This window comes from Streptomyces sp. PA03-5A (assembly GCF_033792725.1).
Lineage (GTDB): Bacteria > Actinomycetota > Actinomycetes > Streptomycetales > Streptomycetaceae > Actinacidiphila.
In genome coordinates, this window is record NZ_JARAVL010000030.1 from 74,812 (window position 1) to 87,302 (window position 12,491).

Genomic DNA, 12,491 nt, shown 5'->3' on the forward strand with positions numbered 1-12,491 from the left:
GGGTGATGACGTGACGGTATCCACGCAGCAGTCCACGGACGTCATCGAGTACCCTGCGGGATCGGCGCCCACACGGGCCCTCCAGGACGCGGGTCTGCCGTGGATCGAGGACGCCGGCACCATCGCGCCGAAGGATGCCCGCCAGTTGTCGAAGCTGTTCTTCGACCGGCTGCAGAGCATCGAAGAGGGCACAGCCGCGTACAGCTACGCGCGCAACACGCTGATCGAGATGAACGTGTCTCTGGTCCACTTCGCCGCCCGTCGTTTCCGAAGCCGCGGTCCCGAGGAGCAGGAGGACATCCTGCAGGTCGGCACCATTGGCCTGATCAAGGCCATCGACCGGTTCGACCTGAGCCGCGAGGTCGAGTTCACGACCTTCGCCGTTCCCTACATCGTCGGAGAGATGAAGCGGTTCTTCCGCGACACCTCCTGGGCCGTGCACGTGCCGCGACGCCTGCAGGAGTTGCGGGTGGAACTCGCCAAGGCTCGTGACCACCTCACTGCGGTCCTCGACGCCCCGCCCAGTGTGGCGGAACTGGCGGCGTACCTGGAGATCGGCGAGGAGGAGGTCATCGAGGGTATGGTCGCCGCCAACGGCTATAGCGCCGGCTCCCTCGATCTGCCCACTGACGAGGAGGGTGAGGGTGGCAGCCGCTCCTACGCCGACACGATAGGTGCCTGCGACCCGGCGATCGAGAAGGTCGAGGACTTGCGGGCGCTCGCGCCCATGCTGGACCAGTTGGGTGAGCGCGAACGTGTCCTCTTGCAGATGCGGTTCGGCCAGGAGTTGACCCAGTCCCAGATCGGCGTCGAACTCGGGCTCTCCCAGATGCACGTATCCCGGCTGCTCTCGCGGCTGCTCTCCAAGCTCCGTGCGGGGATGCTCACCGACTCCTGAGCCCGCGTCCTCCTGGGGGTGGCTGATCATCGCCGCCTGCGGCCGCCACGTGCCCGCCCGGAGGAGCGATCAGGACTCTGCTCCTCGTCCTCCTCTTCGTCGCCCTCCTCCTCTTCGTCGCCCTCCTCTTCTTCTTCGTCCTCTTCTTCTTCGTCCTCTTCTTCTTCGTCCTCGGGGTACTCGTCCTCCTCTTCCTCTTCGTCCTCCTCTTCGTCGCCCTCCTCTTCCTCTTCGCCCTCGGGGTACTCGTCCTCCTCTTCCTCTTCGTCCTCCGGGTACTCGCCCTCCTCTTCCTCCCCCTCTTCGCCCTCGGGGTACTCGTCCTCGTCTTCGTACTCGTCAGGCTCCTCCGAGCCTTCCTCTTCGGCGGCCTGCTCTTCTTCCTCGATGGCTTCCTCGTGCGTCCGGACCACTTCGCCGTCGCGGATCTCGCCGCGCCAGCCGTCCGCTTCCTCGTCGGTGAGGGTCACGTAACGCTGGAAGTGCTTGAAGTCCAGGCGCAGACGACGCCCTTGGGCGCGCCAGATGTTTCCGGTCTTCTCGAAGAGGCCAGAGGGGTAGTACTCGACCACGAGCACGATGCGGGTGAGGCTGGGTGCCAATTCGTGGAAGCTCACGCAACCGCGCGTGGTGCCCTTGGCGCCCTCCGAGGTCCAGACGATGCGTTCGTCCGGCACCTGCTCCTGCGTCGTGGCCTTCCACCCGCGGGTCGACGGACCCACCTTGACCTTCCAGTCGCTGTCCGCCTCCTTGCCCCGTGACGCACTGCGGACGCCCTTGGTGAAGCTGCTGAACTTCTCGTACTGAGTCCAGTGGTCGTAGGCGAAGCGCAACGGCACACCCACGTCCAGCACCTCAATGATGTTCATGACCTTGGGCGTACCGGACTTGCGGCCCTTGCCCCCTCCGCCGCCGAACACCCCCTTGACCTTGTCGACGACGTTGTCCTTGATGCTCTTCGCCTTCTCACCGATCAGAGCCTTGACCGGTGAGTCCCCTTGGAGCATTCGCAGGCCCGCCTTGGGGAGCACACCGCCCCCGTCAGCTACACCCTGGAGCCCGCTGGTGACGTCGCCGAGTTTGTCCGTGGCCTTGTCCGCCAGATTCTGTACCTGGGCCCCCAGGAAGCTCGTGAACGCGCCGCGCAACTGGTCGAGCCCCGAGCCCTGTTCGCCTTCGCGTGTCGTGCCGGCCATGGGCCTACCTCCGCCGTGTGGATGCCTTCTTCGCCGCCGTCTTCTTCGCCGCCGTCCTCTTGGCCGGAGCGGAGGCCTTCTTCGCAGCTGCCGTCTTCTTCGCGGGAGCGGAGGACTTCTTCGCCGCCGTCGTCTTCTTCGCGGGCGCCGTCTTCTTCCCTGTCGTCTTCCTGGCCGGCGCCTTGTGGGGAGCCGCCTTGGCGGGGCGGCGGGTTCCACCAGGACTGCGCGCACCCTCGTCCCGGCCCGCTTCCTTGCGAGCTGCCCGGCGACGCCTGGGCTCGGGCTTCTCCGGTTCCTCCTCTTCCGTCTCTGCCTCACCCTCGGATGTTCCCTCCTCTTCCTCCTCCTCGGGCTCCTCCTCTTCCTCTTCGTATTCGTCCTCGGGCTCCTCCTCTTCCGGCTCCTCTTCCTTGCGCTTGCCTATGCGCTCAGTGCGTGCCTGCAGGGAGTCGGCCAGCGCCGAGAGCTTGCGGTCGGCAACCGCGCCCATCGCCTGACGGCCGGCTTTCAGAGCCTCACCGCGTAGCTGCTCGCTGAGTTCTTCGAATTGCGGAAGTTCTCGCAGCCTCTTGACCCCTTCCGTCAGCAGCTGTTGGGGTTCGAGGCCGACCCGCCGTCCGGCCAGGTAGGTCGCGATGCCGAAGGCCAGCCGCCCCTTCTTGGTCCGGCCGAGGATGTAACCTCCGGCCACCGCGACGGCAAGAGCGACTTTGGGTACGTCGTTCATCGAGTTTCCCTTCGAGAGGGTTACCGAGCTGGTGTTCCGGGTGGCGCCCGCCGTCGCCGGGAACGGCGGCTCGCTCGTCAGGGCGAAGCGCCCACGTGGGGTGGCGGGCAGTGGCCGCGCTGCTCGCTCCGCTATCTCCAGTCTGGGTTGTGACGTCAGCAGGCGCATGTGGAGAGCGGAACGCCATGGAGAATTGCGGCCACCCGATCCGCGCCTCCGCGGTCCGTGAGTCGCCCTGCCACCTCATGCACCGACGTGGGCGGGCTCCTAGCATGGGGTGTATGTGCGCAGATGACGTCCAGCGGCCTCTGAGGCAGCCGGACTTCACGGCCCACGCCGTGCCCACCAGCGCAGTTCCTGGTCACAGGGCAGACGGGACGCGTCAGCGAGCGGTCGGTCTCGCCGAGGCAACCGGACACGGAGCCGCGGGGGCCGCCCACCAGGTTGGCGAGATGGCGGAGGCGGCCGCCGGGGCCATGGAACCGCTGAAACCGAGACTCCGTGGCTGGTTGCACGCCGGCATGTTTCCCGCCTCACTGATCGCGGGCATCGCACTGATCTGCCTTGCACGCACGACTTTGACGACGCTCGCCTGTGGAATCTACTCCGCCTCCGCGTGGCTGCTGTTCGGCACCAGCGCGCTCTACCACCGCGGCACCTGGCGTCCTCGCGGGGAGACGGTCCTGCGCCGGCTGGACCACGCCAACATCTTCGTGATCATCGCCGGCACGTACACACCCCTGACCATGGTCCTGCTTCCCCAGCACAGACGGGCCGTCCTGCTGGGACTCATGTGGGCCGGCGCACTCGCCGGAGTCGCCTTCCGGGTGCTGTGGGTGGGGGCACCCCGCTGGCTGTCCACCCCTTGCTACCTTGCGCTCGGCTGGTCAGGCGCCTTCCCCCTACCGGACTTCCTGCGCGTCGGCGGGCGCGTGGTCGTGGTCCTGATCGTCACCGGCGGAGTTCTCTACACCGCAGGCGCAGTGGTGTACGCGACGAAGCGACCCGATCCCTCTCCGCGCTGGTTCGGGTTCCACGAGGTGTTCCACACCTTCACCCTGGCTGCTTTCACGACCCACTACGCGGCGATCGCCCTGGCCGCCCTCTGACCGGCATGTGACCTGCGGATCCTGGCGTGCGCAGCGGGGTCCGTGGAGCGTAGCGTGGGAAGTGTCCGTCCGGCCGGCCGTGTGAACACCCCACGAGGCCCGGACCCCACCCGGGCGGGTCCAGGCGGTCCAGCAGCGTCGATCCTTTCCGGCATGCCGCGGCCAGCCCGGCAGCAAGGGGACGTACGCCTTCACGCGGGAGTGGATTCCGGCCTCTGATCGGCAGTGACAAGCCTTTACGGGAGGAGCTCATGGCCGTACAGCACCGTTTGGTGGGCGGGTCCCCAGAGGAGGTGTGGGCCGCCCTCGCCGACGGCTCGCGGTACGGCGAGTGGGTCGTCGGCCCCTCGCATTCCCAACAGAGCGACGACCGGTGGCCGCACGTCGGGTCCTCCATCATTTGATCCAGCTCCGGCACCGCAGCATGCTCGGCAGGCTGGCCGGCGCCGTGGAGAACGACGTCAGTGAGCAGGAGAAGGCGAGTTGACCCGCGGTTTGCGTGCGCGGGCCGGCGCTGACGGTGCTCCGAGGCGTCCCTGTTCGCAGCGAGGATACGGGTCTCCATGGTGGTGCCATGGACGGCAGCACCGCCGCCCCACGCCGGCAATCGTCTTCCTTGTCCCCGGCACCGGACCGCTGGTGGCTACGGTAGTCGTGTGACAGTCCATTCGATGACGGTGTGCGATCGATCCAACACTTTCTGATGTACCGGAGGCGGTCGTGGGGGCACGGAGACGTTTACACGAGGGCCTCGCGATCCCAGGCGAGACGCGGCCCGACGGCCTGCCCGTGGCACTGTCCGACCGACGGCGGCTGGCCGCGGTGGAGGCGACCGGGTTGCTGGACACCGGCCCCGAGGCGGCATTCGACGACCTGGCCCAGCTCGCGGCCTCGGTGACCGGCTGCGGGCGGGCATTCATCACCCTGGTCGACGAGCGTCGTTCGTTCTGGAAGTCCTGCGTCGGGGTGGACGCCGGGGAGGTGGCCGAGCGGCAGATCCCCCTCCGGGAGAGTTTCTGCCCCTTTGTGGTCGGCCGGCACGGGGAGCCGTTCGTGGTCGCGGACGCCGCCGCCGACCCCCGCACGAACGGCCATCCCGCGGTCACGCGTATGAAGATCGGAGCCTGGGCCGGGTACCCGATCCTCGCCCCGGGCGGAGAGGTGCTGGGCAGCATCAGCGTGGTGGATGAGAATCCGCACGCCTGGCAGCCCCAGGAACTGGCGGAACTGGCCACGATCGCCCGCGCGGCCAGCAACGAGATCAACCTGCGCACCTCGCTGGCCGTTGCCCAGGACGCCCTGGAGACCGCAAGCACGCTGGCCCGCAGCCTCCAGGACAGCCTGTTGCCCCCGGTACTGCAGAAGGTTCCCGGCCTGGAGACGGCCGCATCGTACTTGCCGGCGGCCGGTGGCAGCACCGTGGTGGGCGACTTCTACGACCTATTCCGGGCCAAGGGGCCTTGGTGGTGCACCGTGATGGGCGACGTGTGCGGGAAGGGCACCGAAGCCGCCAAGGTCACCGCCCTGGCCCGCTACACCCTGCGCGCCGAGGCCACCCAGCACAAGTCCCCCGCCTCGGTGCTCGATCACCTCAACTCCGCCCTCATGGAGCAGCGCAAGGGAGAGCGGTTCCTGACCGCCGTCTACGCCACTTTCCGCACCACACCCGCGGGAATCGCGGGGCGGCTGTGCACCGCGGGACACCCCCCGGCCCTGATCCGCCGGGCCAACGGCCGCATCCAGGAGGTCGGACGGTCGGGAAGCCTGCTGGGCATCCTCGCCGACGTCAGGCTGACCGACGTGCCGTTCCGGCTCGCCCCCGGCGACGCGCTGCTGCTCTACACCGACGGCGCCACCGAGGCCCGGGCCCGTCGCACCGCGTCTTCCGGCGCCCGGCCGCAGTTCGGCGAGGAAGCACTGGCCTCCGCCTTCGCCGCCTGCCGAGAAATGGATGCGCAGGGCATCGTCACCCACCTCGGCGACCTCATCGCCGAGCACACGGGTGACTGGGCCAGCGACGACACCGCGCTGCTCGCCCTGCGCGTCCCCCCGCGTCCCTGATGGGGCGTGGGACGGAGCGGGCGGCCTTGCCGGTGCCCACCGCGCCCGATGAGGGCGCCCTATTCGACGCGGCGTGCTTTGTGCCTGCCGACGTCGAAGCGCGCCCGGGTGGGCAGTTCGGTCAACCCGGTGCTCTCGCGCGCGTGCGCGACCGGGCCGTGACACAGCGCCTGCAGGACCGGGGCGGGTACCGCGTGATCCGTCAGCGTGACGGCCACGTCGAGCCGGGGGTGCGCCGGGCGTCCGCTCAAGTGGGCGCCCGCCCGCCCGACGCCGGGCAGAGCGCTTGCTTCGGCGGCCACGGCGTCGCTGAGGGCGCGGCCGCGCAGTTCGACACCGTCGGGCGGAGGCGTTCCGCCCAGGTGCACCGAGCCTGGACGTTGGCGTCGGAACTGGGCGATCAGCCACAGGAGGGCCAGGACGGTCGCCAGCGTGAGGCCGGCGATGACGGCGGGCCACCACCACCAGCCCTGGTCGCTCCAGCGGATCCGGTCCGCGTTGCTGAGCAGGACGTCATTGTGCGTGGTCAGCGGCCAGCCGGCGGGCGCAGCCACGTGAACCCGACGGTAGAGGTCGAGAGCTGCGGTGAGGATCAACAGCCCGCCACCCAGCAGCACCAGGCCGCTGATGGCCAGGAGGAGGCGGTTGAGTGTGGATCGGCCGTTCATGGCGCGCTCCCGGGCGGGGTCAACGGGTGTGGTGTCGTAGGCGGACCGCCAGCCGTGGGGCATGTGCCAGAGCGAGCTGGCGGCACTGGTCCTGCAAGGCCTGGGTGAGGTCGTCGCGGACGGTCGCCGGGTCGCGGAAGCGAACGTCCGCTCGGGCGATGACGCGGCGGCGTCCGACCCGGACCCGGGCTCGGGCTATGCCCGGGACCCGCATCGCGGCGTCGCGCAGCACCAGTTCGGCTCCCCGACGGTCCAGCCAGGCCCGCAGTCCGGTACAGCCCTCGGGGGCCCGCAGCGGCAACTGCCGGCGCAGGCCTGGGGTGAGCGCGAGGACGAGCAGCCACAGGCCGAGGAGGACGGCGACGCAGGCGCCGACCAGCAACCACAGGTCGTCGACCGGGCGGCTGGCCAACTCGTCGGCGAGACCGCTGCGCCACGCCCCGGCGCGCTGCCCGGCACGCACGGCGATCACGTCGTACAGCACCACCCCGAAGGCGCAGACTGCCACCAGAGCCACCACGGTGGCCGGGATGCGGCGTGCCGACCACAGGCGAGGTGACCTCGCCCCACGGCCGTCGCGCGCCGGCGACCTCGCTGCGGGAGCACGGATGCCGGGCCGGCCCGGGTCTGCGGCTCTTTCGGTCTTGGGCCGCGACGCATGGCGACCGGGAGGTGCGATACCGGAGGGGAGAGTCATGGGGGGGTTCCTTGGTCTGTGCGTGACGATGGCCGGTTCCGTCCGGCGCCGCCGAGGCGGCGGGGTCACTGAACACGGTCGGGTCCGCCGACGGTGGCCAGGCGCCGGATCGTCAGCGTGACGTCACGGACGTCCAGCCCGGTCAGTTGGGCCACCCGTTCGGCGACCTCGCGCTGCAGTTGCCGGCAGGTGACGGCGATGTCAGCGGGGTAGGGAAGGTCCACCGACAACGCCAGTTGTGCCGTCCCGCCGTACGTGGTCGCACGAGCCCCCGGTGCGGCCAGCTCCGTGCGCGGCTGCCTCGGGCCGACGAGTCGGCGCAGCGCCGTGCCGGCGACCCGGACGGCGATGCGGGCCACGACCCGGTCGGGTATCACCGTCGCGCCACGCGCGGCAGGCGGCACGCGGCCGTGGACGTCGTCCGCAGGCTCGCCGGGGGGACGGCCGGACGAACCGGCGGCACGGGTGGTGGTGTTCACCGTGGCCGCCTGCCGGACACGTCCCGCTGCCGCCGGGTGAACACGTCGGCGTCACCCTGCAGGACGAGACCGACGCCCAACCCCACGGCGCCCAGGACCGCTACCAGGAGGAAGGCCCAGAACCCGCCGAAGAAGCCGGCGAATCCCAGTGCCATTCCGGCTGCCAGACCCACTGTCGCTGTATTCATGATTCACTCACCTGTCCCGCGCCGGCGTGTGCCGCCGCCTCGGGCGCGCTTCGTGCCGCGTGGGTGGACCCACCGACGGCCCACTGACGGGGTCATCGGACGCGGCCCTCGCCCGGCTCGGTTTCGTCTTCCTCTTCGTCGTCGGGCAGCTTCACGTCGTCGACGACGAGGTTCACCTCGACGACCTCGAGGCCGGTCATGCGTTCCACGGCGGAGATGACGCTGACGCGGACCTCTGCTGCCACATCGGGGATGGCGTAGCCGTACTCGACGACGACGTCGAGGTCCAGCGCGGCCTGGCTCTCGCCCACCTCGACCTTCACCCCGCGGCTCACGCTTCCGGTCCCGCCGCCGGGGACGCGTTCGCGCATGGCGCCCATGGCCCGGGCCATGCCCGCGCCGAGGTTGTGGATCCCGGGGACCTCGCGAGCGGCGGTTCCCGCGATCTTGGCCACGACGCCGTCGGCGATGGTGGTCTGGCCCCGCGTTTCGGGGGAGGTGTTCGCGCCGGTCGGCCCCTTGAGCATCGTCCCGGTCCCGGCGGAGCCGTCCTGTCCGGTGAAGGGACGGTCGGTGGTGTCCGTCATGGCAGTCGCCTCGATCAGTTGCTGCGGGCACCGGTACGGCGCCCGTCACAGGTTTGGACACATCCAGGAGGCAATTCGTCATGCATATGCGCGAACCGGCATCACATGCCTGAAGGCGGGCACGCGTAACAGCGCAGGGAGGAGGTGCGGTCATGACGCACAGCGCCGGCACTTCCTCGCGCCGATCGGCCGCACTCGGCACGTCCCCGGGCCCCGTTCCCCCAGGCCTGGCCGACGGCCTGCCGTCCGCGCCGGACGACCTGCTGGCGACCCGGGCCGGCGAAGGCGACGAGGAGGCATTCGCGATCCTGGTGCGGCGTCACAGCCGCCCGCTGCTCGCCCTGGCCTTCCACACGCTGGGCAACCTGCAGGACGCCGAGGACGCCGTCCAGGACGCTTTCATCAGCGCCTGGCGGCGCCTGCCCGATTTCCGTCACGGCGCGGCGTTCAGGACCTGGATGTACCGCATCACCGTCAACCGCTGCCTGAACTCGCTGCGCCACCGGCCGGCCCCGGTACCGTTGAACTCGGTGGCCGAACCCGCCGCCCCCGGAATGCGGAGCTCGCCGGCGCGGGCAGCCGAACAGGACGCCCTCACCGACGCCCTGGCCGGTGCGCTCAGCGCGCTGGAACCGCAGCAGCGCATCTGCTGGATCCTGCGGGAACTGCACGGACTCCCCTACTCCCAGATCGCCCACGTCACGGGCACCACCGAGCAGACGGTCCGCGGGCGACTGTACCGGGCACGACGAACCCTGAAGGAGGCACTGGGCCCATGGCGCTAGACGACCATCCCCCCCGGCCTCCGGCGGACGGCTGCCCCCTCGACGAGGTCCGCCGTCACACCGGCGACGAAGTGCTCACCTGCGGGCGCACTCTCAGTCACGCCTGGGAGCAGGCCAGGGACACCGGTCCGCCCGTGGACCCCCACCTCGCCGAGTGCCCTTACTGCCGCGATGCCGTCGACGGCCTGGCCGCACTGGACATGGCGACGCAGGCGCTGCGGGAGCAGGAACCACCCAGCACACAGAGCCTCGTCTCCCGCGTCATGGACATCGTCCGCAGCGAGGTACTGCTGGGGCCGATGCTGCCGCTGGGCGACCCCACGCGCACTCTGCGGATCGCCGAACACACCGCGGCCGGCGTGCTGCGGAGCGCCGCGGACTCGGTACTCGGCGTCACGACCGCCAGTTGTCGCCTCACCCGAGCCGACGAGCCGACGGGCATACGCGTGAGCATCGCCCTGGCCGCCGCTCTGAACCGCCCTCTGCCCGAGACCGCGGCACTGGTGCGACACGCGGTACGGGACGCCGCGCACAACGCGCTGGGCCTGTTGGCGGCCGCGATAGACGTCACGGTGATCGACGTACGCTACGCCGGATGGTCGCCGAGCATCTCGGAGCCCGCGCACGGCGGGCCGGAAACCGGCCCATGACGGGTTGCGACCCTGCCGACATCCGCCGGAGCGCCGCTGAGGCCGCCCTCGGAGTCGACGGGGTGCTCGGCTTGCAGCCCACTCTCGCCAGCCGTCTCGCCCGAGCCGCTTCACGCCCGGTTCCGGGATCAGCACACGACACGTTCGCCTCGCCGCTGTCAGGCATCCGCGTGGCGCGCGACCCGGACGGCTCGGGCTGGCAGGTGGAGATACGCTGCGTCCTCGCCGAGGGTCACCGGGCCGTGGACGTCGCCCGCACGGTCCACGACCGGACCCGGGCGTCACTCATGCCGCTCGTCACGGCCCACGGGAGCGGGGAGGCCCTCACCGTGACCGTCACCATCACCCGGATCGCACGGAGACGTGCGTGATCCGGCCCCGAATGGGCCCGCGTCCACCGTCGTTGCTGCGAAACGGCGTCGAGAGACTAGGGATTCGTCTCCCGCTTCCCGCGCGGAGGCCCGCCAGACGGCTCCTGCGGGTCCACCCCGGTGGTTTCCGAGGCGTCCTCCGTCCCGCCGGGACGGCCCGAGGGGCCCCGTCGCCCCGTGTCCTGGATGCCCCTCTTGCCGGACTTCCCTGACCGCTCCTCGCCGCTGCGGGAGATGCCTTCCACGGGCGTACCTTCCAGCGAGTCCTCAATGTCCTGCCGGCTCGGCTCGCGGTTCTTCCCGCCCGGCGCATAGGTGTCCGGGTGGAAGGAGCGATGCGCGCTCGGGTTCTCCTCCTGACGGGTCGCGTCCACATCCTGCGACCATCCGTGCTGGTCATCGCCCTTGAACCGGCTCGGACCCTCGCCCTGCCGGCCCTTACTGTGCTTCTTCACCATGACAGCCTTCCTTCATCAACCCCCAGAGGAATGATTTGCCCTATCTGCAACCATGCCCAATATTCGACACTCAAACGGGCATGCGCGGGGCCACAGGGCGACGTCGCCGTAGCGACCGGCGAAACCTGAGAGCCACCGCCAGTGGGACTGCCGGGGAATACGGAAGGGGCCGGCCCCCCGAAGAGTGCCGGCCCCGACCCTGATGCTTTCCGACGTCAGCCGATCGGAACGATGTTCTCGGCCTGCGGGCCCTTCTGGCCCTGCGTGACGTCGAAGCTCACCTTCTGGCCCTCCTGGAGCTCGCGGAAGCCCTGGGTGGCGATGTTCGAGTAGTGGGCGAAGACGTCAGCGCCGCCGCCGTCCTGCTCGATGAAGCCGAAGCCCTTTTCCGCGTTGAACCACTTAACGGTGCCAGTTGCCATGATGAAGCATCTCCTTCTGGAGCAGTTGCCTGAAGTCCACACTGCGCGGACTCCTGTCGCCGCAATGACCCTCCGGAAGGACCGGAAAAACAAAAATGCACCTGTGGGTCAGGTGCACATAACGTTCATGGGTACCAAAACTGCAACACATCAAAGCTAACACACATGCTCCGCCGGCGGTGGATCACGCAGACCGAATTATTCGTGTCCTTCTCCTGTCGCTCCGGCAGCCTTACTGTGCGACGCTGACCCCCCGAGGCACATCCGACCATCGTGTGGAGACCCAGTGCGCTGCATCATCGCCGGTTACCCCTTCGACCTCACCCCCAGCGAGGTGCAGCAGGCCATGAGCGGCGTCTCCCCCGAACCCCTGGCCGGCGAGTCCGTACGTATCGGGCAGCAGTACTACCCGGTCAAGCAGGTGGGCGCCGTAATCACCCGCCAGGACCGACGCGACTTCACCGCGGCGGAGGTCACACGTGCCATGACGCGCCTCGGATTCACCTGCCACACCGTCACCGCCGCCACCGACGTCTGATCGTCGGCGGCCCTCACCTCGGCGGGCACCCGGCGCGGGGGCCGTCGGAAGCGACGACGGAGTCCATGAGACGGCGCGCCTCATCAGGCGTCGCGCCCGGAGGCACGACCAGGAGGTCGCAGCGGCCGACCCCGTAGGACACCAGACAGATGGTGTTCGGCCGCGGGGTCGCGGCGACCCGGTTGATGTGCATGCTCCGGCCGCCGAACCGCAACTCCTGCGGCCCCATGCGCCACATCGGACCGCTCACCGTGATGCGGCTGATGCCCGGCCAGCGTTCGTCCAGGGCCGCCAGCAGACCGGGCAGGCCCTTGCCGAGATCGTGGGTCCGCGGCCACCACACGCCGTCCAGCCAGTGCGGCCCCAGGTCGCGCCGGACCAGCCTGACCCGGACGGGCCCTTCCTCGGCCCCGGGGCGGGCGGCCTGCATGCTGCCGATGGGCATCCCAGCCACCCGTCCGTGAAGCGGCGGCGAGCCGATCGTCGTCGCGGCCATGACGCCGCCTTCCGGCCCGGCTGGCGCGCCGGGCGTCCTGTTCCGACGACGACGCCAACGCTGATGCCAACGCACGAAATGCCTTCGGTGCCCCCACCGTACTCCTGATTACCGACGATCAAGGCCGTTATGGCTCTGACCAGCGAGAACGGAGGCTC

17 protein-coding genes are annotated in these 12,491 nt (G+C 69.8%); 7 read left to right on the forward strand and 10 right to left on the reverse strand.

The window, feature by feature from the left end; genetic code table 11:
- The first annotated feature begins 10 nt into the window (after positions 1-10).
- The gene (locus PV410_RS31590; protein ID WP_500329170.1) at positions 11-898 is read left to right on the forward strand and encodes a SigB/SigF/SigG family RNA polymerase sigma factor; all 888 of its coding nucleotides are present in this window, start codon (positions 11-13) and stop codon (positions 896-898) included.
- A gap of 26 nt (positions 899-924) precedes the next feature.
- Here PV410_RS31590 and PV410_RS31595 read toward each other — a convergent pair whose 3' ends face one another.
- Together PV410_RS31595 and PV410_RS31600 are read right to left on the reverse strand one after the other, a co-directional pair.
- The gene (locus PV410_RS31595) at positions 925-2,094 is read right to left on the reverse strand and encodes an SRPBCC family protein (RefSeq protein ID WP_500329171.1); all 1,170 of its coding nucleotides are present in this window, start codon (positions 2,092-2,094) and stop codon (positions 925-927) included.
- Positions 2,095-2,098: 4 nt separating this feature from the next.
- Positions 2,099-2,824 (reverse strand): histone protein, encoded by a 726-nt coding sequence (locus tag PV410_RS31600; RefSeq protein ID WP_500329172.1) that lies wholly within the window; start codon positions 2,822-2,824, stop codon positions 2,099-2,101.
- A 476-nt stretch (positions 2,825-3,300) separates the two neighbouring features.
- On the opposite strand from PV410_RS31600, the gene trhA reads away from it, so the two are divergent.
- Positions 3,301-3,933 carry a PAQR family membrane homeostasis protein TrhA gene (trhA, locus tag PV410_RS31605; RefSeq protein ID WP_500329220.1) on the forward strand — a complete coding sequence of 211 codons (633 nt, stop codon included), beginning with the start codon at positions 3,301-3,303 and terminating at the stop codon, positions 3,931-3,933.
- Positions 3,934-4,722: 789 nt separating this feature from the next.
- Positions 4,723-5,994, forward strand: coding sequence for a PP2C family protein-serine/threonine phosphatase (locus PV410_RS31610; RefSeq protein ID WP_500329173.1), 1,272 nt, complete (start codon positions 4,723-4,725; stop codon positions 5,992-5,994).
- A gap of 59 nt (positions 5,995-6,053) precedes the next feature.
- Here the strand turns inward: PV410_RS31610 and PV410_RS31615 are convergent, their stop codons facing one another.
- The 5 genes from PV410_RS31615 to PV410_RS31635 form a co-directional block, all read right to left on the reverse strand.
- Positions 6,054-6,662, reverse strand: a complete 609-nt coding sequence (locus PV410_RS31615; RefSeq protein WP_500329174.1) for an alkaline shock response membrane anchor protein AmaP — start codon at positions 6,660-6,662, stop codon at positions 6,054-6,056.
- 19 nt (positions 6,663-6,681) lie between these two features.
- A complete protein-coding gene (locus PV410_RS31620; protein WP_500329175.1) occupies positions 6,682-7,170 on the reverse strand; it encodes a DUF6286 domain-containing protein in 489 nt (162 codons plus the stop codon).
- Between the two features lie 254 nt (positions 7,171-7,424).
- Positions 7,425-7,838: an Asp23/Gls24 family envelope stress response protein gene (locus PV410_RS31625; RefSeq protein WP_500329176.1), complete on the reverse strand. Its 414-nt coding sequence runs from the start codon at positions 7,836-7,838 to the stop codon at positions 7,425-7,427.
- On the reverse strand, positions 7,835-8,026 hold the full coding sequence (locus PV410_RS31630; protein WP_500329177.1) for a hypothetical protein: 192 nt from the start codon (positions 8,024-8,026) through the stop codon (positions 7,835-7,837). Before PV410_RS31630 ends, PV410_RS31625 begins: the two co-directional genes overlap by 4 nt.
- Before the next feature lie 92 nt (positions 8,027-8,118).
- Positions 8,119-8,613 carry an Asp23/Gls24 family envelope stress response protein gene (locus PV410_RS31635; RefSeq protein WP_500329178.1) on the reverse strand — a complete coding sequence of 165 codons (495 nt, stop codon included), beginning with the start codon at positions 8,611-8,613 and terminating at the stop codon, positions 8,119-8,121.
- 152 nt (positions 8,614-8,765) lie between these two features.
- On the opposite strand from PV410_RS31635, the gene PV410_RS31640 reads away from it, so the two are divergent.
- From PV410_RS31640 to PV410_RS31650, 3 genes are all read left to right on the forward strand, one after another.
- Positions 8,766-9,398 carry an RNA polymerase sigma factor gene (locus tag PV410_RS31640; RefSeq protein ID WP_500329179.1) on the forward strand — a complete coding sequence of 211 codons (633 nt, stop codon included), beginning with the start codon at positions 8,766-8,768 and terminating at the stop codon, positions 9,396-9,398.
- Complete coding sequence (locus tag PV410_RS31645; RefSeq protein ID WP_500329180.1) at positions 9,389-10,048, forward strand: Asp23/Gls24 family envelope stress response protein; 660 nt, start codon at positions 9,389-9,391, stop codon at positions 10,046-10,048. Before PV410_RS31640 ends, PV410_RS31645 begins: the two co-directional genes overlap by 10 nt.
- Positions 10,049-10,218: 170 nt before the next feature.
- Positions 10,219-10,419, forward strand: a complete 201-nt coding sequence (locus PV410_RS31650; protein WP_500329181.1) for a hypothetical protein — start codon at positions 10,219-10,221, stop codon at positions 10,417-10,419.
- Positions 10,420-10,475: 56 nt separating this feature from the next.
- Here the strand turns inward: PV410_RS31650 and PV410_RS31655 are convergent, their stop codons facing one another.
- Both PV410_RS31655 and PV410_RS31660 read right to left on the reverse strand, forming a co-directional pair.
- Positions 10,476-10,877 (reverse strand): hypothetical protein, encoded by a 402-nt coding sequence (locus PV410_RS31655; RefSeq protein WP_500329182.1) that lies wholly within the window; start codon positions 10,875-10,877, stop codon positions 10,476-10,478.
- A 215-nt stretch (positions 10,878-11,092) separates the two neighbouring features.
- Complete coding sequence (locus PV410_RS31660; protein WP_499509778.1) at positions 11,093-11,299, reverse strand: cold-shock protein; 207 nt, start codon at positions 11,297-11,299, stop codon at positions 11,093-11,095.
- 286 nt (positions 11,300-11,585) lie between these two features.
- Between PV410_RS31660 and PV410_RS31665 the strand changes: the two genes are divergently transcribed.
- On the forward strand, positions 11,586-11,837 hold the full coding sequence (locus PV410_RS31665; protein WP_500329183.1) for an SCO5918 family protein: 252 nt from the start codon (positions 11,586-11,588) through the stop codon (positions 11,835-11,837).
- Between the two features lie 13 nt (positions 11,838-11,850).
- On the opposite strand, the gene PV410_RS31670 is transcribed toward PV410_RS31665, so the two are convergent.
- Positions 11,851-12,282: a DUF5994 family protein gene (locus PV410_RS31670; protein ID WP_500329184.1), complete on the reverse strand. Its 432-nt coding sequence runs from the start codon at positions 12,280-12,282 to the stop codon at positions 11,851-11,853.
- Positions 12,283-12,491: the final 209 nt, after the last annotated feature.